This is a genomic window from Curtobacterium sp. TC1 (assembly GCF_019844075.1).
Lineage (GTDB): Bacteria > Actinomycetota > Actinomycetes > Actinomycetales > Microbacteriaceae > Curtobacterium.
The window spans coordinates 3,547,720-3,571,311 of the sequence record NZ_CP081964.1; the positions used below are offsets into that span (position 1 = coordinate 3,547,720).

At 70.3% G+C, this 23,592-nt stretch carries 10 protein-coding genes; 5 read left to right on the top strand and 5 right to left on the bottom strand.

Annotated elements, in window-relative coordinates:
- Positions 1-18 precede the first annotated feature (18 nt).
- Positions 19-2,022 carry a serine/threonine-protein kinase gene (locus KZI27_RS18025; protein WP_222658685.1) on the top strand — a complete coding sequence of 668 codons (2,004 nt, stop codon included), beginning with the start codon at positions 19-21 and terminating at the stop codon, positions 2,020-2,022.
- 88 nt (positions 2,023-2,110) lie between these two features.
- On the opposite strand, the gene KZI27_RS18030 is transcribed toward KZI27_RS18025, so the two are convergent.
- The 3 genes from KZI27_RS18030 to KZI27_RS18040 are packed head-to-tail and all read right to left on the bottom strand — an operon-like array spanning position 2,111 to position 10,536.
- On the bottom strand, positions 2,111-6,346 hold the full coding sequence (locus tag KZI27_RS18030) for an FtsK/SpoIIIE domain-containing protein (RefSeq protein WP_222658686.1): 4,236 nt from the start codon (positions 6,344-6,346) through the stop codon (positions 2,111-2,113).
- A 36-nt stretch (positions 6,347-6,382) separates the two neighbouring features.
- A complete protein-coding gene (locus KZI27_RS18035) occupies positions 6,383-7,783 on the bottom strand; it encodes a hypothetical protein (RefSeq protein WP_222658687.1) in 1,401 nt (466 codons plus the stop codon).
- Complete coding sequence (locus tag KZI27_RS18040) at positions 7,780-10,536, bottom strand: hypothetical protein (protein WP_222658688.1); 2,757 nt, start codon at positions 10,534-10,536, stop codon at positions 7,780-7,782. The genes KZI27_RS18035 and KZI27_RS18040 overlap by 4 nt, the downstream gene beginning before the upstream one ends.
- A gap of 252 nt (positions 10,537-10,788) precedes the next feature.
- On the opposite strand from KZI27_RS18040, the gene KZI27_RS18045 reads away from it, so the two are divergent.
- Positions 10,789-11,382, top strand: coding sequence for a hypothetical protein (locus tag KZI27_RS18045; RefSeq protein ID WP_222658689.1), 594 nt, complete (start codon positions 10,789-10,791; stop codon positions 11,380-11,382).
- 1,534 nt (positions 11,383-12,916) lie between these two features.
- Here the strand turns inward: KZI27_RS18045 and KZI27_RS18050 are convergent.
- Both KZI27_RS18050 and KZI27_RS18055 read right to left on the bottom strand, forming a co-directional pair.
- On the bottom strand, positions 12,917-18,304 hold the full coding sequence (locus tag KZI27_RS18050) for a DUF6531 domain-containing protein (RefSeq protein ID WP_222658690.1): 5,388 nt from the start codon (positions 18,302-18,304) through the stop codon (positions 12,917-12,919).
- 115 nt (positions 18,305-18,419) lie between these two features.
- Positions 18,420-18,701 carry a hypothetical protein gene (locus tag KZI27_RS18055; RefSeq protein WP_027466625.1) on the bottom strand — a complete coding sequence of 94 codons (282 nt, stop codon included), beginning with the start codon at positions 18,699-18,701 and terminating at the stop codon, positions 18,420-18,422.
- Between the two features lie 207 nt (positions 18,702-18,908).
- Between KZI27_RS18055 and KZI27_RS18060 the strand changes: the two genes are divergently transcribed.
- The 3 genes from KZI27_RS18060 (at position 18,909) to pstS (ending at position 23,427) form a co-directional block, all read left to right on the top strand.
- Positions 18,909-21,074, top strand: a complete 2,166-nt coding sequence (locus KZI27_RS18060; protein WP_222658691.1) for an RNA degradosome polyphosphate kinase — start codon at positions 18,909-18,911, stop codon at positions 21,072-21,074.
- Complete coding sequence (locus KZI27_RS18065) at positions 21,071-22,018, top strand: NUDIX hydrolase (protein WP_123311949.1); 948 nt, start codon at positions 21,071-21,073, stop codon at positions 22,016-22,018. Before KZI27_RS18060 ends, KZI27_RS18065 begins: the two co-directional genes overlap by 4 nt.
- A gap of 305 nt (positions 22,019-22,323) precedes the next feature.
- Positions 22,324-23,427, top strand: a complete 1,104-nt coding sequence (gene pstS / locus KZI27_RS18070) for a phosphate ABC transporter substrate-binding protein PstS (protein WP_222658692.1) — start codon at positions 22,324-22,326, stop codon at positions 23,425-23,427.
- The last annotated feature ends 165 nt before the right edge of the window (positions 23,428-23,592 follow it).

Consider the following 23,592-nt stretch of genomic DNA (forward strand, 5'->3'; position numbering starts at 1 on the left):
CGGGAAGTCGGGGACGCAGTGGCGCAGTACGGTCAGGGTGAACCGCTCGGTGCGTCGTACCGGTTGGTCGAGCTGCTCGGGACCGGTGCCACCGGCGAGGTCTGGCGCACCGAGCACACCGCGACCGGCGAGCACGTCGCCGCGAAGCTGCTCCGTGCCGAGCTCGCCGCCGACCCGCAGATCGTCGAACGCTTCGTCCGCGAGCGCTCGGTGCTCCTCGCCCTGCAGCACCCGTCCATCGTGCGTGTCCGCGACCTGGTCGTCGAGGGCGACCGGCTCGCGATCGTCATGGACCTGGTGCCGGGTGGGTCCGCGCGCGATCTGCTCGCATCGAACGGTCCGCTGGCACCACGGGACGCCCTGACCATCACCGCCGAGACGCTCGACGCCCTCGCGGCCGCACACGAGCGCGACGTGACCCACCGCGACGTCAAGCCCGACAACGTGCTGCTCCAGACCCCGTGGGTCCGCGGTGCGACCGGTGACGTCCGGGTCACCGACTTCGGCATCGCGTCCGTCGTCGCCGAGCGCGAGCGCACCACCACCGGGCTCCTCGGCACGCCGCAGTACATGGCGCCCGAGTCGATCAGCCACGGCCGCGCGGGCCCCGCCGCGGACGTCTACGGCGCCGGGGTCATGCTCTACGAGCTGCTCTCCGGTCGCACGCCCTTCGCCGGACCGGGCACGGACTTCGCCGTGGCGTACCGGCACGTCACGTCGAACCCGCCGCCGCTCGACGTGCCCGATGCGCTGTGGTCTGCGGTGTCCGGCCTGCTGACGAAGGACCCGAACAGCCGTCCTGCAGCAGCGGACGCCGCGGCGACCCTGCGCCGGCTCGCCCGGTCCCTCGCCACGGCCCCCGCGCTGGCCGCGACGAGCGACCCGGACGCGTTCGACGAGGTCGAGCGGCCCGCCACCGTGGTCCGCGGGGTCCGTCCGGAGCACGACGCCGACCGGGGCGACACCGGGACGCCCGCGGACGAAGCCGTGGCCGGCCCGGCGCCGGAACTCGGCCCCGCCGGTTCCCAGACCGTCATCCGGCCGATGGCACGACAGCCGCTGCCGGCCGCGCCCGCTGCCGAGCCCGCACCGGCGCGACGGTTCACCCGCCCCGAGTGGCTGACGAACCGTGCGCTCCTGTTCGGCGGTGTGGGCGTCGTGCTCGTGGCCGCGCTCGTCGTCGGCGGGGTCGTCTGGCTGCCCGGTGCGCTGCGGAAGACGCCGGGCGCCGGCACCGCGACCGCGCAGGCCGCCAACGCCTACCAGCAGGACCGCCCACTGCCCACGGGTCTCGCCACCACCCGCCGCGCGACCATCGACCCCGCGAAGGGCACCGTGGACCTGCACGTCACGTACGCGGCGCAGGCGTCGGCCCTGACCGGTCCGTTCCTCGAGGTCGTCCCCGGTGCCCGCTCGGGTGCCTCGTGCCCCGCCGTCACCTGGACCGGCGAGGGCATCTCGGCGAAGCGCAACCAGCCCTCACTGACCGGTGTCGACACCGCGTGCGCCTGGGCCCTGTCCGGCGTCGAGGTCCCCGCCGGCGGCGACGTCACGGTCGAGGCCTCGGTGCCGCTCGCCTCCGTCACGGACGGCGCGGCGCTGCAGACGTGGCTCGACGGCGTCGGCGAGGCGACCACAGCTGCCGTGACCGACGACTCGGTACGCGGGACCGCCTACCCGGTGCAGCGGTTGCAGGGCATCGAGGTCCGGACGCCCGACCGCACGGTCAGTCAGACGGCCCTGCCGGTCACCCTGGTACCGGTGTGGCCGAACGGCGCCGACGAGCTCAACCCGCTCTACCGCAGTCCCGCCACGGGACGCCCGTCGCAGATGCTCGTCGACGTGGCCGGCGGAGAGTCCGGCGTGCGGTTCGCCGACGGCTGCTCGGGGGCACTGGCGGTGTCGTCCGACGGGCTGGTCGTCACGGCCCTGTCGGTCGCACCGTCGTGCACGGTGCGGGCGACGGTGGGGAACTTCACGAACCTCGAGAGCTCGCCCTTCGGGATCACGACGCGCGACTGAGCGCGCTGTCCACGCGACCAGATGGCGGACGGGAGGCCCGTGGCGGGCACGGCCACGGGCCTCCCGTCCGACGGTCTCGGCGTCGCCGTCAGCTGCCGGCGGACGCGGTCTGCACGAGACGGACGGCCCCGCCTGATGCGGCGTAGCCGCGACCGACGGTGAGCGCGACGGGCGCGCGACGCGGCAGCGTGACGCCGAGGAGCTCGCCGTCGTAGTCGACGTCCGGCTGCAGCAGCACACCACACCGGGACTTCCGGACCGAACGGGTCCAGTGGCTGTACATCGACCGGAGGTCAGCGGACCGGCCGGCCGCCACGACGCACAGTCCGGGGCGCTCGGTCGTGAGCAGCGTCGCGATGGCCTGGTCGCCGTCCTCGAACCGCTCCGCGTCGTCGATCAACAGCAGCACCGGACCGCGTTCGAGCCGGAGCCCGGCCAACAGGGCCGGGACCTCGTCAGGGCCGACGGCGATGCGGTCGAAGGAACCGGAGGCGAGCGGGGAACGGCGGTCACAGATCGCCCACACGGCCGGACGCACGCCCTCGGCTGTCCGCGCGAGCTCGGCGACGGCGAGGAGCACGCTCGACTTGCCGGACCGGGCCGGGCCGGCGATCAGCACGTGTTCGCCGTCGTAGACCTCGATCGACGCCGGCTGCAGGTCGTCCTCCGCGATGCCGATGGGGATCCGCCAGGGCTCACCCGCGAACACCGCTCCGGCGCCGAGCTCGTCCACGAGCACGGCATCGGGCAGCCGACCGACGGCACTCGCCTTCCGGCTGCTGCCCGGACGGGTCTCCGCGATCCGGGTGACGGCCTCGGCGAGCGGGACGTCCGGGGTCGCGACGTGCGACTGCAACCGCATGGTCGAGTCGATGAAGCGGCCGGGTACCGGCGGCGGGACGTCCTTGGGGCGGACCCCGATGGACGCGTAGTCGTAGGGGTCCGCGAGGCGGAACATCCACTTCTGCGTGGTGACCTCGTCCATCGCCGACGGCACGGCCTTCGCGCGCGTCGTCGAGACCGCGAAGGAGATGCCGAGCGCGGGGCCCTCGGCGTACACCCGGTAGAGCGCGTCGAGCAGCTGCTGCCCCTCGAAGTCCTGGTACTCGTCGCGCAGGGCGGCGAGGCCGTCGATGAGCACCACGGCACGGCGACCACCGGGTGCCGCACGACGACGCTCGAGCTCGACGCGGAGGTGCCGCAGGAACCGCGTCTGCAGCTCCCCCGCACCCGCACCGGAGCCAACGTAGGCCGTCGTGTGCGGCAACTGCGCGAGCGGAGCGAGGTCCCCCGGACCCATGTCGAGCACCAGCAGGTCGAGCTCGTCGGGGCTCGACGCTGCGGCGAGCTGCAGCGCGATCGTGGCGAGCGCGGTGCTCGTCCCGCTGCCCGGGATGCCCATGAGCATGAGGTTGCCCTCGTCCAGATCCCATCCGGTGGTGACCTGACGCTGGTGGTCGGGGTCGTCGGCCAGGGCGACGGGGACGGTTCCGGACCGTAGGTCGGTGCCCGGGCCTGACTCGGTGAGGGCCGCCAGTTCGACGCGGTCGCCGAGCGCCTCGGGCCAGATCGGACGCGGCGGGGCGTACCCGGCTGCCGTGTTGGCCTTCCCGATCGCCTCGATCAGCTGGTCGAGGTCGGTGACGTCCGACGCGGTCGGCGCCGGTGCCGGCATCGGCGCGGGGACACCGAACACGTCGGTCGGCCGGACCGAGACCGGCTGCTCGGCACGCTCGTCACGGGCTCGGCCGGTGATGAGGGCGGTCTGCACCGGGGTGATGTCGTCCTGCCCGAGCTTGACGTAGGCGCGACCGGTCTGCTGTCGACCGATCCCGGCGGCGGCGGGGACACCGATGACGTTCGTCGAGTCCTCGCGGCTCTGCACCCGCAGGGCGACCCGCATGTTCGTGTTCGCGAGGATGTCCTCGCTCACCACGCCGGCCGGCCGCTGGGTGGCGAGGATCATGTGGACGCCGAGTGTGCGGCCGACGGCGGCGATGCTGACGAGCGACGTCAGGACGTCCGGGAAGTCCTTCGCGAGCATCGCGAACTCGTCGACGACCAGCAGCAGTCGCGGCATCGGCTCGACCGGCTTCGTCGCCAGGTAGGCGTCGAGGTTGTCGATGTCGGCTCCGGCCGCGGCGAACACCCGCTGGCGGCGCTCGAGCTCGGCCTCGAGCGCACGGATCGCTCGGTCGGCGAGCTGCTCGTCGAGGTTGCTGATCGTGCCGATGGTGTGCGGCAGTCGCTCGCAGGCGGCGAACGCGGCCCCGCCCTTGAAGTCGACGAGCAGGAAGTTGAGGCGCGTCGGGTCGTTGCGTGCAGCGAGCCCGGCGACGAGCGACCGCAGGAACTCGCTCTTGCCCGAACCCGTCGTTCCGCCGACCAGACCGTGGGGGCCGTCGCGCACCAGGTCGATCTCGAGCACACCGCTCTCCGACGAGCCGATCGGGGTCGAGAAGCCCGTGCGCGTGTCCCACGCCGTGCGGATCCCGTCGCCCGACAACAGCTCCGGCAGGCGGACGAGCGCGGGCAAGGACGCCCCCGGCACGAGCAGTTCGGGATCGTCGAAGTGCGCCACGCTGCGGGCGCTGCGCTCCGCGGTCTCGACGCTGAGGCCGGCGAGCACGACGTCCTCGACACGGGTCCGGTCCTCCGGCCGGTAGACCGTGGCGGCGGCGTCGGCACCGACCGTGATGATCGACGTGCACGCGGCGGGGAGCTGCTGCTCGTTCGTCGCGATGACGATGCCGCTCACCCGGCGCGGTCGCTCCCCCGGGCGCAGGGACTGCCCGGGCACCGTGCGGCCCTGGCCGAGCAGGTTGCGGGCAGGGGCATCCCGTCCCTCGGTGAGTACCTCGGAATCGACCACGACGAGCAGGTTCGGCGTCGGCAGCTCGTCGATCGACTCCCGCAGGCCACGGAGCATCGCCGCGCTCTGGTCGCGTTGTGCCGACATCCACCGGGCGCCGGTGCTGCTCCCCGCCACACGCGCGTGCGGCAGCCAGGAGGCCCACCCCCAGTCGTCCGCGCGCCCCGCGTCACAGAAGACGCCCACCGTCAGGTCCGCGGGACCACAGTGCACGGTGGCCTGCGTGAGCAGGCTGCGCGCCAGGGCGAGGGCGCCCTGGCGATCGCCGACGATCCCGACGACGCCGGCGTCGGACAGGTCGGCCACCACCGGGGCGGCCGTCAGGCGACTGTCGGCGATGGCGGCCTTCGCCTCGTCCTCGAGCTTCGCGGTCGCTGCACGCTGATCGACCTCGGGCCGCCAGGGAGCGTCCCCGGTGCCGGCGTGCAGGCTCAGGAAGTCCTCGTCGTCCGAGCGGCGCTGCCACAGCAGGGTGGTCGGCAGCTCGGCTCGCCGCACCACGGTCGCCGGATCGGGCACGAGCTCCTGGCGGCGGGCAGCCTCGACGGCCGCGGCTTCGGAGATCTCACCGCGGAAGGACTCCACGGCCTCGGCGAATCGGGTGTCCTCCTCCTTCAGGTTCTTCGCGCGGCGGTGCTTCTGCTCGAACCACATGCCGATCGCGGTGACCGGGGAGAGCAGGGCGAACAGCGCGAACCGCGCGTCGCCGAGCAGGAGCACCATCGCACCGGCGAGCACCAGGGGTGCCGCGACGGTGATCCAGCTGAACTTCGAGGCCGGCGGCACGTCCTTGCGTCCGGGCGGCACGACCGTCTCGGCGTCGGAGGTCCGGCCGGCGCGTGGTGGGCGGTTGAACGGTGCCGTCGCCGCCGGGGTCAGGTTCGCCATCGAGCCGGCCGCGGGCACGGGGACCTCGTCGAGCGCCGGCCGGACGAGCAGCACGGCGCCGCCCACGATGACGCTCGTCGTCCCGGTGAGCAGGACGCCCTCGGCGTCGATGCGCTCCCCGGCGATGACGGTGCCGTTCGTCGACCCCGCATCACGCACCCGCACACCGTCGTCCTCGCGCTCGACGGTGCAGTGCTCCCACGACGCGCTCTCGGTGGGGAGCACGACGTCGGCCTGCGGCGCCCGGCCGACCACGAGCTTCCGCCCGCGCGGGACCGGCACCACGAGGCCGGCTTCGAGCCCGCCGGCGAGCGTGACGGTCCAGCCGTCGGTGCCGAGCGGCCGTTCGTCGGGGGTTCGTCCGATGCGGGATCCCTCGAGCAGCACGAGGTCACGGAGCGGGGTGTCGACGCTGGTGCGGTGCCCGTCGACCGCCAGGGTGGTGCCGGGTTCGAGCGTGAGGCCGATGGCCGCGGACACGAGGTCCCCGAGCGAGGATGCGCCGGACCACCCGTCGACCTCGACCGCATCACGTCGGTCGTCGAGCTCGATCAACAGCCGCATGCTCGCGTTCCTCTTCCGGGTCGGTGCGTGGGTGGGTCAGTCCGTGCTGGAGTCGTCGAACCAGACGAGCGACGCGGTTCGGGCAGCGTCGCTTCCGCTCCCGGTGCCGTCGCCGGACGCCGTGCTGGCCGGACGGAGACCGAGCTGCTGCGCCGACGCCGCGAGCACCGTCGCGGGCGTCCCGAGTGCCTGCTGCCGCGTGAAGTCGAGTGCCGGACCGGCGATGCCCGCATCGGCGTCGAGGTCGAGCGTGGCGAGGGCATCGGTGACGTCCGCCGGCTCGACGCTCCGCGCCGAACCGACGGCGCGGACCAGGGCGATGACGGCGTCGTGGCTGCGCGAGTCCGCTGCGCCCGCGACCGCCGAGAACGGCTGGTCACCGGTCAGGTTCTCGGCGTCCTGGTCACCGGCGAGCACCCGGACACCGCCGAGGAAGGCGGACATCGCGCGGCCCCCGGCGTCGGAGGCGAGCGCTCGGGCGTCGTCGGTGGCGACACCCACGGTCCGGAAGGCGCCGCTCAGGCTGCCGCCGGCTTCGACGAGCGCTGCGCCGAACGCCGGACTCGTCGCATCCGGGGTGAGGACGACCGGCACCGTGACGTTCTCGGCCTGGAGCGCGGCGACGAAGGCACCCTGGCGCTGCGCGGAGCCACTGACGACGACCGCGTCGGAGTCCGGCGTCACCGTCTTCGCGTCGGCATCGGCATCTTCCTCGTTGCTCGTCGCGCCGGTGCGTTCGGCGACGGTCGTGGCCAGCGCTGCAGCGTCTGCGGTGTCGTCCCCGTCCAGGACGTGTGCGACCCGCAGACCCGCCGGAGCACCGCCGCCCAGGTCGACCAGCAGTGGCGCGTCGGCGTCGCCGAGTGCCGTGGTCATCGCCGTGCTGATCGAGCCAGCCGCCGGCGCCGTCGACCAGGAGTCCTTCTCCGCCGGAGCGTAGGGCAGGACGACCGGGATGCCCTTCGCCGCAGCAGCAGTGAGGGCGCCGGACACGTGGCTGCCCGACGAGGCGACGACGATGCCCGCGACCCCGCTCTTCGCGAGGGACTCGACCGCGGCCGTGCCGCCGGCAGCGGTCCCGCCGTCGTTCTTCGTGACGAGCGCGACGTCGGTGCCACCGAGTGCGAGCCGACGCTCCGCCACCAGCGCACCCTGCGCCGCTTCGTTCCACTCGGATCCCTCGCCGTCGCCGAGGGTGACGATGACGCCGATCGTCGTCTTCGCGGGGACGTGCGCCACCGTGACCTCCACCGGCACGGTCGCCGAGACCGCTTCGGCCGGGGTGCTGCTGCCGAACGCCCGGAACGTCAGGACGGCGGCGACCACCGCCGCCACCAGGAGCACCGCGATGCCGACGAAGAGCAGCGGACGGCGGCTGCGCGGACGCGTCCCGTCGGCGCTCTCCGTTGCCGTGGCTTCGGTCGTCTGTTCGCTCATCGGTCCGCCCCGATCCGGAAGGTGTACAGCGTGGTCGACGTCGCGCTGGCGGGGACCTTCAGCTGGAACGCCGGCAGCGTCGTCGCCGCATCGAGCGACGCACGGAACTGCTCCTGTTGGAGCAGGATGCCGGCGACGTCCTCGGCGCGGACGTTCGCGTATCCCGCGGCGTTCTGCGACGCCAGGGCGAGCTGGTAGTCGGCGGAGTCGGACTTGGCCGCGCTCGTGGCCATGGCGCCGAGGATGCCGGAGCCGTTCACCTTGCGGTCGCCGAGGTCGAGCATCACCCGGTTGAGGTCGCCGGTCAGCAGCGTCGAAGCACCCTGCACGTCGCGCGTCGAGGCGCTCGTGCTGGCCGTGATGCGCTCGAGGCTGGACGCCGTCTGCCGGTCGACCGCCGAGGAGAGCTCCGAGCCTTCTTGCTCGAGCGTGCTCTTCTGCTCGTCGATCGTGCCCTTCGAGTCCTTCGTGACCTCGTCAGCGGTGGACTGCAGGCCCGAGATCGACTTGTCGAAGGCGTCGCGGACGGCCTGGTTGCTCTCGGACGCCGTGGTCGACACCTTCCGCACCTGTGCGTCGATGGCCTTCTTGAAGGTCTCCGACGACTGGTCGGAAGCGTCCTCGAAGGTCTTCTGGACCTCCGCAGCGAGGTCGATCTGCGTCTGGCGGACGGTCGCGAGCTGTGTGGCGATGACCATCTGCGACCGGTCGGCATCCGAGACCGCTGCGCGAAGGCGTTCGATCGTGGAACCCACGTCGTCGCTCCCACCACGGACAGCATCACGGACAGCGCGGATGCTGTCGTCGAGCGCGGTCAGATCGGTCCGCAGGCCGGCGACCGCGCTGCCGATGGACCCCTCGGTCGTCGCGTCGGCACTGGTCGAGTCGACGACTTCCTGCCAGCGCGCCGTCTGGTCGTCCAGTCGTTCGTCCATCGGGTCGGTGAAGCCGAGGCCGGGCTGCAGCACGGTTCCCTCGGGCGCACCGGCGCAGGGCTCGGCCGTCAGGTAGCCGCGGAGGCGATCAGCATCGGCCTGGTCGAGCTGTCCGAGCGTCGCGAGGGCACAGAGCTGGTCCGCGACCGCCGAGTTCTGGCGCTGCATCGACAGCGGGAACCCTGCACCGTCGACCAGGTCACGTGCCGCCTCGGCACGGTCGTGCGTGGTCTGCACGGCCGTCGCCAGTGCGTCGATTCGCGTGCCGATCTGGTCCGCGCTCGCCGACAGCGCGCGCAGTGCGTCACCGGTGCCGCCGTCCCCACCGTCCTCGTACTCGTCCAGTGCGTCGGAGATGCGGGTGAGCTGCGTGTCGAGGCCGGCAGCGCTCGCGATCGCGGCGTCCACCGTCTCCGGCTGCAGCCGCGCGGCGAGTGCCTGCCCGGTGCTCACCAGGCCGATCAGCGAACCGTTGATCGCGGTGGACGACTCGTAGAGCGTGCAGGTCAGCGAGTCTCGCGCGTCCGTCGCGGCGCAGGTCGTCGCGTCCGGAGCCTTCGGGCCGACGGCAGCGGCGAGCTGCGCACTCACCTGCTGCTTGCACGCCTCGCTCGCATCGGCGTAGCCCTTGAGCTGCGACGAGACACTGAGCAGGTTGCCGTAGACGCTGCCGCCCGCGGTCGAGGTCTTGGGCGTCGCCGCGCATCCGTTCCCGTCGAGGACCGGAGCGGGCGCCGTCGCCGAGGTGTCGCCGAGCAGGCTGTCGAGACTCGTGGTGGTCTGCTGGAGCTGCTGCAGCACGGTGGACTGTGTCGCCTTGACGGTCGTGCCGAGATCGCCGTTCAGGGAACCGAGCTCGCCGGACAGGGACCGCATGGTGCCCGCCAGGGACGAGCCGCTCTCCTTGAGCCGCTCGGCCGTGCTGACGCCGAGGGTCTTCGACGTGGTCTCGAGGTTCGACCGGACCTCGGTGATCGTGCCGCCCGCTCGTGCGAGCACCTCGTTCACCTGCGAGATGAGGTCGATGGTGCGGCGCTGGAGCGCGAGTTCGGAGTCACTGTCGGACCCGAACGCGGCGTTCACCACCCCGGTCGAGGACAGGTCCGTGGACAGCCCGGGCTGCGCGGCGACGTCGAACGTGGGCGCCGTGAAGTCCTTGACGTCGGCGACGAGGTGCAGCGTGCTGCTCGCGCCGGACGTCGGCGGGGCAAGCAAGCGGCCCCACTGGACGACCGCGTCGCCGTCCTCGTTGGTGCTGACGACGCCGTCGGTGGACGAACTGGAGTCGGCGGCATCCGTGACGATGCGGTCGGCCGCGGTGCCGGTGAGGACGGTCGAGGCCGCGACGCTGAAGGGCGCGCCCACCAGCGCCGGCGTCGAGCGAGAGGTCCCGGCGACGTCGTAGGTCAGGTTCTTCGACGTGACCGTGAGGTTCTCGATCGTCAGGTCGATCGCGATCCTGCCCGAGTACCCGTCGAGGTCAGCGAGGTCGGTACCGGTCTTCTTCGACGTCGAGTACTGCGTCGTGATGCGGAGCGGGAGGTCACCAGCCGCCTTCGCGGGGTCGTGGTCGGTCGTCGCCGACGAGGAGTCCTTGCCCGCGACCGAGATCGCGGTGTCGGAGATCGACGTGATCGAGCCGTCCGCGGCCAGACGCGTGTCGACGGTCTGCAGGATCCGTGACGGGTCAGCCACCGGCTTGTCGTCGAACGTGCACCCGGCGAGCACCAGCGCGGCGACGCCGGTGACGGCGACCGCCCCCACGAGTCGGCGAGTGGTGCTTCGTGCTCCGGTGTTCCCGGCACGCTGGTTGATCACGGTCTTCCCCCCAAGAGAATCGTCGAGCACATCGATGCTAGTTGCTCGATGACGTCGGGTCCGCGTCGATCGGCCTCCCTGGCCGCCCCCGTTCGGGCCACACGCCCCGACTGGCATACAACGTATCGCATCCGGAGCGTCGCGCGATCGCTGTCCACAGCCGCGCTGGTACTCTGCACGCATGATCCAGGGGGGCCAGGGCTTCGGGCCCATCGAACGACGACGTCCGTACGCACGACCGGGGGCAGATCGGTGACACTCAACCTCTCGCCGGTCCTCATCGCGCTGATCGCGATGATCGCGATCCCGGCCGCCGTCAGCGCGCTCGTCCACCGGAGCGATCGCAAGCGACCACCGTCCACCGTCGTGGGCGACGAGGCGTACGGCGTGCTCTTCACCGTCCGCGCACGCCGGTGGAGCTACCTCTTGCTCCGGATCATCGGGATCGTGTTCATCGTCATGGGAGGGTTCTTCTTCCTCGCCACGCTCACGCTGCTCGACGACCCTGACGCGATCGGGATGCTCATCACTGCTGTCGCCATGGTGCTGTTCGGGATCCTGTTCGTCTACCTCGGCGTCGGGCAGAAGCGCCGTCGCGTCGAGGCGTACGACGACCAGCTCATCGTCACACCGATGTTCCGCGCCGCCGGCGCCGTCGGCCCAGGCGCGATCACCCGCATCAGTCCGACCACCAACCGGTTCGGCGGGCTGGACATCAGGGCGAAGGGCCGGCGAGGCGTGATCAGCGTCCTGGCGATCGATGCCGCCTACCCCGAGCTGTGTGCCTGGCTCGAGCAGCGGGCTCCGGGACCGTGGGGTGAGTTCGTGCGGGTCTTCGGACGCTGACAGCGCGCCACCGACCGACAGTTGGCGCAAATCGGAGCTATTCACCATCGTGTGTCGCACACACAGCGCTGTGTTGCGGTCCCGCCCAGAACCGTCGCCCCGTTCGTGCGTCGGCAAAAGCGACGCTCGCCCCGTTCTTCCGCCGACGATCTACGCGCTATCCGGGCACTCTGTGTAGTGGTAGATCGACGGAACCACTTTCACCAGCTTGAGTATGTTCCGCAACTTGAACGAGCCGGCGCCAAGTTCGAAACGGTATTCTGCACCCGCATTCACTGCGGACGCTACATCGTTCATGTTCGAGCGATCCACACCAACCCAAAGCAGATTCCCACAGTCGGTGTCGAAGTTCACTTGGGGCTGCGAACCGCCTCTGGACGAATGAACTTCCGCAGCAATGGACCGGACGCGACAGACAACGTTCACACGGTGCTCATCGTCATATTGCCCTAATACCCACGGGCCGACACCGAATGCCAGGACAGGGACCACCACGACACCCGTGAGAACGACGATCGCGCTAGCGCGGTCACGAAGAACACGACCACGGGTACTTCTTATGTGCCGCGCGGTCCGTCGGCCATACTCCCTGCTGCGTTCTACACGTCGACGGCGTCGCACCATTACTCCTGGCTCATCCACTCGCATCCGGAAAGGATCGAGAACTGTAAGATATTCGCCGCGCCGCAAGCTTCACCGGACCATGCGGACCGCTTTTCCTCCCTCGAGGCAAGTTCGACGCAACCTGTTCGTACAGAGGAGAACCAGCCCAGCGATCGCAACGACGGAGGACACCCCGATGCTGAATTGCCGACCCCACCGACCTGCTGCTGCCATTCGCGTATCCGATCAAAGATGATTCAAGTCTTGCCGTCAGCCGAGGCCGATCTAGCTTCCGATCCAGCTCGCTGACTCGACAGTCGCTCCGCCCGATCCGGCCAAACGCCACCGCGCAGCTGGTTTGTCGAGCGATAAGTCAGAAGCTCACGGCATCCTGCCGACTCGTCGCAGCAGCCGACGCAGGATCTCCCCTCGCGCAACGATAGGCGATGTAGATGCTGCAAGAACTAGGAGAAGGAAAGCGAACTCATCGCTCGTAATCGAATGCCGTTGGGTATCGATTTATCACGTGGAGCGCACTCCGGAACCACCATGACCCTTTGCCTACAGAAAACCGCGTCTCCCCACCAGTCGCTAAGTCCCGTGCGACCTGTTCTTGTACTGTCTTCTTGACACCCTGCAAGATGAGTACACCACAATCTTGCGTCTCGACTTTCACGTATGAGAACGGGGCACCCAAGCCGGTCCGGCTCACCGTGGACCCTGCATACACTTCTGCATCAGAAACATCGCAGGCCATGGTCCTCCGGTGCGTTTCGTCGTACGCGCTCATCCAATTGGGCCACACAAGCAGAATCACGAGCGATGCCACGACGCCGAAAGCCCAAACAGCCAGGATGACCCAGGCCCTTCGATTCCCCTTCGCCTGGGTGGCCGGGGTGGCAGCTGGCTCGCTCAATCAGTACACCTCTCGTCACGGAGCCACGTGCTGCGGCACGTGCGCCGCCGTCGGGCCCTCGGCACCTGACAGGATACCGTTCAGCGCGGTAGTTCCGAAGTTTCCCTGAAGGTCGCCACCTGGTCGAATCGCTTCGTTGGTGACCGCGGAGAATCCCCCCATGAGGTGATTGGTCGTCTGCCCGATCACTTCGTTAGCACCGGTTGCGAAGGGCGTCATTGCCGCATGAGCATTCGAGCTCGGCGTCCCGAAGTTGCCGGGTACCTTGACGACCGAGCTCAGCCCCCGGGAGAGGGCACTGCCTCCGTACCCGGTACCAAAACCGGTCCCGAACGCTTGCAAGCCTCCTGCAAAGGACTTGTCTTGGATGTTCGCGTTCGTCGCGTAGTCCATGGTGTTCGAGGCAGCCTGCTGCGTGCCGGCGCCGAGTGCAGCCTGGCCGCCCTTACCGATGGCAGCGGTGGCAACGCGCTCGGCCGCGCCGCTGATCCCAGCCGCTCTCGATGCGGCCATGCGACTGGTAACCGATGACGCAATGCGGGTAGCACCTGGCGCGAGCTTTCCAGCGACCCCAGCAACACCACCGCCGATGGCGCCGGATACACCACCGATGACCATCTGGCGCCCCACGTCTCCCCAGTTCACTTTTCCGCTGTCGGGACCTTGCTGAATGATCGAGATCCCGCCGGCCATGAGCGCACCCGACCCGGCCGCGGCCAACGCCATCACTGCGATGTTCACTCCAGGAACGAACATGAGGGCCACAGCCCCGACGATCATCGCGGTCGCCAGGATCGCTTCTTTGTGGTCGGCGATCCACTTGCCGGCGCCAGCGATCGCACCCTGGTTCGCATCCCGGTACGCCTGCAGGTCCTTGTCCGTCGCCGGCCGCAACCCGAGCGGGTCGACCGCTTGCAACGGATCATTGCCGGCGTATGAGTACGGGTTCCCCGACCACGCCGCACCCAGGATCGGCGCGAGCGGATCGACCGACAGGAAGCCTCGCGCCGCAGGGTCGTACACACGTGCCCCGAGCCACTCCAACCCGGCGACGGACACCCCGCCCGAGCCGGTCAGCGCCACCCCCGCGGGCAGGCCGACGTCCGTGACGGCAGCGAGCGCCGCCCACGGATCCGCAGCATCGGTGGCGCGCGCGCTGCGCCACGCGGGCTGCGTAACAGCATCGCCGATCGCGGTGACACCACCGGGCAAGTCGAGCAGCAACGTGTCGGCGATGCTGATCAGCGACGGCACGACCGCGGCGGAGTCCCACCACGCGGCGACCCCACCCACCTCGGCGAGTTCACCGAGGGCATCGACCCAGACGTCGAGCCGGGCGGTCTCGACGTACGAGGCGTCGCGGTCGACGACGGCAGCGAGGTACCCGAGGTCCGACCACGCGTACTCGGTGGTGGATCCGTCAGCGGCGGTCCGTCGGATGCGTCGACCGAGACCGTCGTGGACGTACTCGATACGGCCGGCTTCGGTGATCGTCGCGACCAGCTGACCGGCAGCGTCGTACTCGTGGCGTGTCTCGGCCCCGCCGACGGTCTCGGCGACGAGCCGCCCACGGTCGTCGTAGGTCCACGTCGAGTCCCCGGCGCGGACGAGCTGGCCGGCGGCGTCGTACTCGTACGACACCGTTCCGGACGGTCCGTCGATCGCGGTGATCCGCGCGTCGGCATCGCGCTCGATGCGCGTGGTGGTGGCACTGTCGAGCGTCGTCGAGGTGTGCGCGACGAGTGCGCCACCCTCGTACGACCACGACTGCACCAGGTCGCCGGTGGCCGCCTGGACGATCCGACCCGAGGCGTCGTACGAGAACGTGCCGGCAGGGGCGCCGTCCCGTTCCACCCCGACGACGCGGCCGACGACATCGCGACGGTAGGTGGTCCGGGTGCCGTTCGGGTCGACCCGAGCCGTGCGGTTGCCGTCGGCGTCGTACTCCCACGCGACGGACCGGTCGCCTCGGGCACGGCGGACGAGCAGGCCACGGCGGTCGTGCTGGAGCTCGTGCTCGATCGTCCGACCGGCACCACGGGTGTGGTCCGACACGACGACAGTTCGGTTGACGGCGTCGCGGGTGATCTCCGACTGCACCGCACCGTCGACGATCACGGCTCGCTGTCGGCCAGCCGCGTCGTGTGTCCACTCCGTCGTGCGGCCGTCGGGATCCGTCTGGCTGATCTGGCGCCCGGCGGGGTCGTAGGCCGCGGTGGTGGTGCGGCCGAGCGGGTCGGTGACGGCGATCAGACGGTCGGCGGCGTCGTACTCGCGTCGAGTGGTCCCGCCGGCAGGGTCGGTGATCGTCACCAGCCTTCCCCGGTCGTCGTACTCGAACGAGGTGACCCCGTCGAGACCGTTGACGACCTGGATCAGCTGCCCGGCTGCGTCGTAGCGGAACCGACGACGGCCGAAGCGTGCGTCCTGACTGGAGACGAGCCTCCCGGCCTGGTCGTACCGGAACCGCGCGGTGCCGGAACCCGGAGTCGTCTGCGTGACCACGCGTCCGACGGCGTCGTACGTGACCTGCTCGACCTCGCCGGTGGGCAGGGTGCGGGCTACGACGCGGGAGTCCGCGTCGTAGGTGAGCGTCGTCCTCGCCCCCGCGGCGTCGGTTGCCGCGGCGGGACGACCGCAGGCGTCGTACTCGTAGGTCGAGCGCGCTCCCGAGGGGGCGACCAACGCCACGACACGGCCGGCGAGGTCGCGCTCGAGTCGGGTCAGGCCGCCTTCGCCGTCGACGAGTTCGACGGGGCGACCGGCAGCGTCGTAGGTGATGAGTTCGGAACCGGTCTCGTCAGACGTGGACTCGACGGGTCGGCCGCACTCATCGAACCGGACGGTCGCGGTGTCGAAGGCGTCGCGCAGGGTCGCGACGCCCGTCGCGACGTCGTCCGAGAACTCCTGACGGACGCCCGTCGGGTCGACGGTCGCCGTCAGCTCGCCGACGACGTCGTACTCGCGACGCCAGGTCGCGCCGGCGGGGTCGGTGACGGCCTGGAGGCGCGACAAGGCGTCGTGCGCGAACGTCCAGACCGCGCCGCCCGGCAATGCGAGCTCCGCCAGGTTCCCCTGGTCGTCGAACGTCCGCGAGACACGCCGACCCAGCGGGTCGGTGGTCGTCGCGAGCTCGCCGTTCGGGGCGTAGTCGAACGTGGTGCGTGCTCCGAGTGGATCCACGACCGCTGCGATGCGTGAGCCGGCGCCGTACTCGAAGCGCCAGACGGCGCCGTCGGCGTCCCGCCGTTCGACGAGGAGCCCCGCTGCGTCGTAGCGGTACTCGCTCCGGGCGCCGGACGGGCTGACAGCGGCGACCGGGCGACCGGCGGCGTCGCGCTCGATCCGAGCGGTGGCGCCGACGGCGTTCGTGGTCGCGACGAGCTCGCCGAACGTGTCGTGGTCGAAGGTCAGGACCACGCCGGTCGGGTCGACGACGTGGGTGAGCACGCCGTCTCGCCAGGTCAGCTCAGTCCGGCCGCCGACCGGGTCGGTGATCACCGACGGGTCGCGGTCGTCGCCCACGTACTCGTAGGAGACGACGGCGCCGGCCTCGGTGACGACGGTCGTGACGCGGTCCTGCTCGTCGTACCCGTAGGTCAGGTCACCGCCGGACGGCGTGACGGTGCGGGTCTTCCGGCCGCGGTCGTCGTACGCGTGCACGGTGACGGACCCGTCGCGCTCGGTCGCCGACACCAGGTTGCCGTGCCGGTCGTAGCTCATCGACTGGCGGCGGTCGTCGGAGTCGATGACCCCGACGAGACGCCCCTTGGCGTCGGCGATGTAGGAGTTCGACCGCGAGCCGTCGTGGTCCGACACCACCGTGACACGACCGGGCAGGTAGGCGAAGCGCACGGTGCGGCCGTGCGGGCTGACCTGCTCGACGACGCGGCGCTGGTCGTCGTAGGTGTTGTCGACCTCGACGACACCGGCCGCGCTCGTGACCGTCATGATCAGGTCGTCGTCGTTCCAGCCGTAGGTCCGGGTGCCGACGGCATCGGTCACCGTGACGAGGCGGCCCCGGTCGTCGTACCCGTACTCGACCCGGCGGCCGTCGGACGCGCGGAGCACCGCGACCCGGCCGTCGACGTGGTCGACGTCGATCGAGCGGCCTCGCTCGTGCACCAGGCGGACGACGACGTCGTCGCTGTTCCGTTCGATGCGGACCGCTGTGCCGGCTCCGCCGCGCTGTCCGAGCCACTGCCCCGACGGCGAGAAGTCGATGCGCTCGCCCTGGTTGTCGCGGACGACGAGCCGGTCGCCCTCGACCGCGAGCCAGCGGTTCTCGCCGACTCCGCGCGCCCAGCCCTCGCCGTCGCGCAGGAACCGGACCTGGCGGCCGTCAGCACCGACGAACGACGCGCCCTCGTCGTCGATGAGCAGCCGGGTCTCGAGGATCGACGCCCACCCCGGACCGAAGAGCCCGACGTGCTGGTCGAGGGAGTTGTACATGCGGGTGATCTGCAGCGCCGCGGATGCACCGGTGAACCCGAGGTCGAGCTCCGGTTCGAGGAAGTTGCCCGTCGTGGTGTTGACCGGGTCCATCGAGTACCCGGTGGTCGGCTGGGCGCCGTAGGCCGATGGCGGATCGAACTGCAGGTCGGTGCGGGACTGCGAGACGCCGGCGGCCGTCAGGGCCGCGGCGAGCGCGGCATCCGAGACGGTGGAGACGGCGCCTTCGCCGCCGGCTGCCGCGAACGCGTCGGCGATGGTGTTCGCCCACGTGACGTCCTGGCCGTTGGCGGTGCTCCACTGCTCGAAGGCGTTCACGAGGCTCGTCGCGTCGATGTGCCCCCAGGAGCACTTCGACGCGAAGTCGGCGAGCTTGCCGCGCAGGCCAGCCGGCTTGCCGTCGAGCGACTGGTTCAGTGTCGACGACCCGGTGGCGAACGAGCGGAGGTCGGCGGGCTTGGCGGACGACGTCCCACCGCCACCCCCGCCACCGGACCCGGGGTTCGGCGTCTGGCGCGGAGTGCTCGGTCCGGTCGCCTGGTCGAAGGTCGGTGCGTCCTCGTGGTGGACGGTGGGCGGCACGGGAGCCCCGGCGACCTTGTCGTGCACCCACTCGAAGAAGTTCCGGTCGCCGTACTCCGCTTCCCAGTCGCGGGCTTCCTTGCGACGAGCGTTCTCCCGCTCGGCGGCGGCCTGCATCTTGTCGACCCACCCCGCGACGGTGCGGAGGTTCGCGGCGATCGTCGAACCGTCGGACGCTGCCGTCGACGCGTTCTGCGCGAAGAGCTCGGAGAAGTGCCCGCGGAACTCCTGCGACGCGGTGGTGACGTAGGACTGCCGTGAGCCGGCCTGTCCCTCGATCGACTCGGCCGCGCCGTTCAGTGCCGAGCTGAGTGCGTCGGCCGTAGCGTTGTCGAACTCGACCGGATCGTTGCCGTGCAGGTCAGCCATGGTTCTTCCCCCGAAGTCGTACTGGTCGTACTGGTCGTGCTGGTCACGCGGCCCCACCGACCGCGAACGCCCGGACCGCCGCGAGCGCGACGGTCCGGGCGGAACGAGTGGCTGCTTACGCGCCGCCACCCGCGGTGAAGATGTCCTGCGAGATCTTGTCGAGCTGCGTGCGGAGCTGCTCGAGCTCGGTCTTCGCCTTGTCGAGGGCGGCCTTGGTTTCCGGCCAGGTCGACCCACGGAACGTCGCCGCGAGCGGGCCGTCCCAGACGTTCGAGTCGGACAGGATCCGGCCCTGGGCGTCGAGCTGCGAGATCTGGTCGGTGAAACCACCGTTGATGATCGACTGGACCTGACGGATGGCGGTCTTGGCCTGCTCGGTCGAAAGGACACGCGACATGATGAACCTCTTTCATTCGTAGCTGCACCCCCGCGCAGTGGAATCCCCCCGGAGGCTCTGACGGGACCCACCATACCCACAAACCGGCGCAGATGTCACCGTTCGTATATCGTGACCGTTCCTTCACAAACGGTCCGTTCACCGCGGGTTTCCACAGCGTCCACCGGAGCCCCTCCGACCGTGGTGCCCTGGTGGCAGGATGTGGACATGGACACCGAACCGCAGCTCGACGGCGAATCCGTCGCACCCGACCTCGACGACTTCGACGAGGTCGTCGAGATCGAGCACGAGTCGCTGCCGTCGGACCGCTACTTCGACCGTGAGCTCAGCTGGTTGCGCTTCAACCAGCGGGTGCTCGAACTGGGCGAGGACCGCACGCAGCCCCTGCTCGAGCGTGCGAACTTCCTGGCGATCTTCGCGTCCAACCTCGACGAGTTCTTCATGGTCCGGGTGGCCGGCCTGAAGCGCCGCATCGACACCGGCATCGCCGTCCCGACCAACGTCGGCCGTGCACCGAGCGACGTCCTGCGCGACATCGCGAAGAAGGCCCACGAACTGCAGGACCGCCACGCCCAGGCGTTCATCGGCTCGCTCAAGCCCGACCTCGACGCCGCCGGCATCCACATCGAGCACTGGTCCGACCTGGACGAGGCCGACCGGCTGCGGATGCGCGAGTACTTCAACGAGCAGATCTTCCCGGTCCTCATGCCCCTGGCGGTCGACCCGGCGCACCCGTTCCCCTACATCTCCGGACTCTCGCTCAACCTGGCGGTCCGGGTCCGCAACCCGAAGTCACAGCGGCAGGAGTTCGCGCGCCTGAAGGTGCCGCAGAACTTCTCCCGCTTCATCAAGCTGCCGGACGACAACTCCGGGCGGATGCGGTTCATCCCCCTCGAAGACCTCATCGCGAACCACCTCGACGACCTGTTCCCGGGGATGGAGGTGCTCGAGCACCACGTGTTCCGGGTCACCCGCAACGAGGACGTCGAGATCGAGGAGGACGAGGCCGAGAACCTCATCCAGGCCCTCGAGCGCGAACTGCTGCGTCGCCGGTTCGGTCCGCCCATCCGCCTCGAGATCACCGAGGACATGGACCCGGTGACCCTCGACCTGCTCGTGCGCGAGCTCGACATCACCGAGCAGGAGGTCTTCCGGCTGCCGTCGCCCCTCGACCTCGGCGGCCTGTTCGAGATCTCGAAGATCAACCGTCCGGACCTGCACTACCCGAAGCACGTGCCGACGACCCCGGTGCAGTTCCAGCCGGGCGAACCGAACACGAAGCCCGACCTGTTCCGCGCCATCAAGGCGAACGACGTCCTCGTGCACCACCCGTACGAGTCCTTCGCGACGAGCGTGCAGGCGTTCCTCGAGCAGGCCGCGGCCGACCCGCACGTGCTCGCCATCAAGCAGACGCTGTACCGCACCTCTGGTGACAGCCCCATCGTCGAGGCCCTGATCGACGCCGCCGCCGCGGGCAAGCAGGTCCTGGCGCTCGTCGAGATCAAGGCGCGCTTCGACGAGCAGAACAACATCACGTGGGCCCGCAAGCTCGAGAAGGCCGGCGTGCACGTCGTCTACGGCCTGGTCGGGCTGAAGACGCACTCGAAGCTCGTGCTCGTCATCCGGCAAGAGGGCGGCACGCTCAAGCACTACAGCCACATCGGCACGGGCAACTACAACCCGAAGACCTCGCGCATCTACGAGGACATGGGCCTGTTCACCGCGGACGACACCGTGGGCAAGGACCTGACGCGCCTGTTCAACGAGCTGTCCGGCTACGCGATCGAGAAGAAGTTCAAGCGGCTGCTCGTCGCACCGCTGCACCTGCGCAAGGGGCTGCTCAAGCGCATCCAGACCGAGGCGGACAACGCGCGCGCCGGCAAGCCGTCCGGCATCCGGATCAAGGTCAACTCGATGGTCGACGAGCAGATCATCGACGCCCTCTACCTGGCCAGCCAGGCCGGTGTGCCGGTCGACGTCTGGGTGCGCGGCATCTGCTCGCTCAAGCCGGGGATGGAAGGGGTGAGCGACACCATCCGGGTGCGGAGCATCGTCGGCCGGTACCTCGAGCACTCCCGCGCGTTCGCGTTCCACAACGAGGGCGACCCGGCCGTGTTCATCGGCAGCGCCGACATGATGCACCGCAACCTCGACCGCCGGGTCGAGGCCCTCGTGCGGTTGACGGCGCCGGACCACATCAACGAGGTGCTCGAGATGTTCGACCTGGCGATGGCCGACACCGCGAGCTCGTGGCACCTCGAGTCCGACGGCGAGTGGACGCGGCACTCGACCGACGATGACGGTCGTCCGCTCGAAGACGTGCAGAATGTGACCATGCGGAAGATCTCGGCTCGGAAGCGCTCCACTCGGTGAGCGGCGGTCCCTCGGGCCCCGTCCTCGCCGCCGGCGCAGTCGTCTGGCGCGAACAGGACGGCACGCCCCTCGTGCTGCTCATCCACCGCGACCACCACAAGGACGTCTCCCTGCCCAAGGGCAAGGTCGATCCGGGTGAGGCCGTCCCGACGACCGCCGTACGCGAGATCGACGAGGAGACGGGCTACCGCGTGCACCTCGGCGCCCCGCTCGGCACCGCCGAGTACGTGCTGCCGAACGGCCGCGACAAGGTCGTGCACTACTGGGCCGCGCGCGTCTCGGCGAAGGAGTACGCCCGTGCCGGCGACTTCACCCCGAACCACGAGGTCGCCGCACTCGAGTGGGTCACGATCGACGACGCCCGCAACCGCCTGACGTACGAGCGCGACGTGGCGATCCTCGACCGGTTCGCCGAGCGCGCCGCCGCGGGCCACCACCGCACGTTCGCCCTGATCGCGCTGCGGCACGCGAAGACCGTGCCCGGCTCCGACTGGAACGGCCCGGACGCCACCCGTCCGCTCCTGCCCGTCGGCCGCTCGCAGGCGAAGGCCGCGGCGTCGCCGGTCGCCGCGTTCGGTCCGAAGAAGATCGTGAGCAGCACGGCAGCACGGTGCCTCGCCACCGTCGAACCGCTGTCGGCCACCACGAAGCTCGGGGTCTCGAGCAGCTCCGACATCAGCCAGGACGCCCACGACCGCGGCGCCGCCGACGTCAAGGGCGTCGTCCGTCGACGGCTCGACAAGGGCAAGACCGCGGTGCTGTGCTCGCACGGGCCGGTGCTGCCGGACATCATCGCGCGGATCGCCACCGCGACCGCCGACGACTCCGGCCGGTTCGACCTGCGCCGTGCCGCGATGCTGTCGGTCGGCGACTTCTCGGTGATGCACATCGCCGGTGAGACCCTCGTCGCCGTCGAGACCCACCGCAACACGATCCCGGCGTAGCGACCACACGCTCTGCACCCGGCCGCGCGCCGGGCGTGTGCCGTGCCCGGGCACGTGATCCGGGCCTCCCGTCCAGCGCCCTGCAGAACATGCGTCTGCATCTTCCGCGCGCACGCACGACGTCCCGATCCTGCTCCCGGCGCGGCGGCGCCGCACGCCGCCCCGACCGGGACAACCCCTCGTTCACCTTCCGTTCACCAACGCGCGTGATCCCCGTCACCTCGCGTCCCTACAGTCGCTCTCGGGTCGGCACCGGCCCAGGGACCGCAGTGGTCCCACTGCACCCCATCCCCGAAGGGACCCCTGTGAACATCAAGCGAATCGGTTCGATCGCAGCAATCGCGATCGCCGGCGCAGTCGTGCTCTCCTCCTGCGCGGCGAACGAGGACGCGGGCAGCACCGAGTCCTCCTCCAGCAACAGCGACTACTCGAGCCTCTCCGGCACCCTGACCGGCTCCGGCTCGTCCGCCCAGCAGACCGCGCAGGCCACCTGGGCCGCCGGTTTCCAGGACCAGGCCTCGGGCGTCACGGTCAACTACTCGCCCGACGGTTCGGGCGCCGGTCGCAAGAACTTCGTCGCGGGGGCCGCGGACTTCGCCGGCTCCGACGCAGCACTGAACGACGAGGAGCTCTCGGGCTCCTTCGACCTGTGCAAGGCCGACACCAAGGCCATCGACATCCCGGTCTACATCTCCCCGATCGCGATCGCCTACAAGGTCGACGGCGTCAGCGACCTGACCCTCGACGCGAAGACCATCGCGGGCATCTTCTCGGGCAAGATCACCAAGTGGAACGACTCGCAGATCGCCGACCTGAACGACGGCGTCGACCTGCCGGACGCGAACATCACGGTCGTCCACCGCTCCGACGACTCGGGCACCACGCAGAACTTCTCGGAGTACGTCTCCGCGAACGCCGGCGACGTCTGGACCGAAGAGCCGAGCCAGACCTTCCCGTACTCGGTCGGTGACAGCGCGAAGGGCACCTCCGGTGTCGCCTCCGCGATGGGCAGCGCCACCAACGCGATCACCTACATCGACGACTCCGGCGCGGGCGACCTCGACAAGGCGAAGCTGATGGTCGGCGACAAGGCCACCGAGATCTCGGCCGACGGCGCCGCGCAGGTCGTCGCCGACTCGAAGGTCGCCACAGGCCGCGAGGACAACGACCTCGCGATCGACATCGACCGCAAGGACACCGCTGACGGCGCCTGGCCGCTCGTCCTCGTCTCCTACGCCATCGCGTGCCAGGAGTACAAGGACTCCGACAAGGCCGACCTGGTCAAGGGCTTCCTGAGCTACGTCGTCACCGGCGACGCGCAGGACGCCGCGGCGAAGGAGGCCAAGTCGGCCGCCCTGTCGTCCGACCTGGCCGAGAAGGCCGCTGCCGCGGTCGACTCCATCAAGTAACACCCCCAAGCGCCCGGACGCCGGTCCCACCCACCTGACCGGCGTCCGGGCCCTTGCCCGTCGCGACGCGAGCAGCCCGGCCCGACAGCCAGCGCCCGTCCGACCGGCACCTCCGCACCACGTACGTCCCCCGAACCCGTCGCCTCCCCCGGCGTACCTCCGACA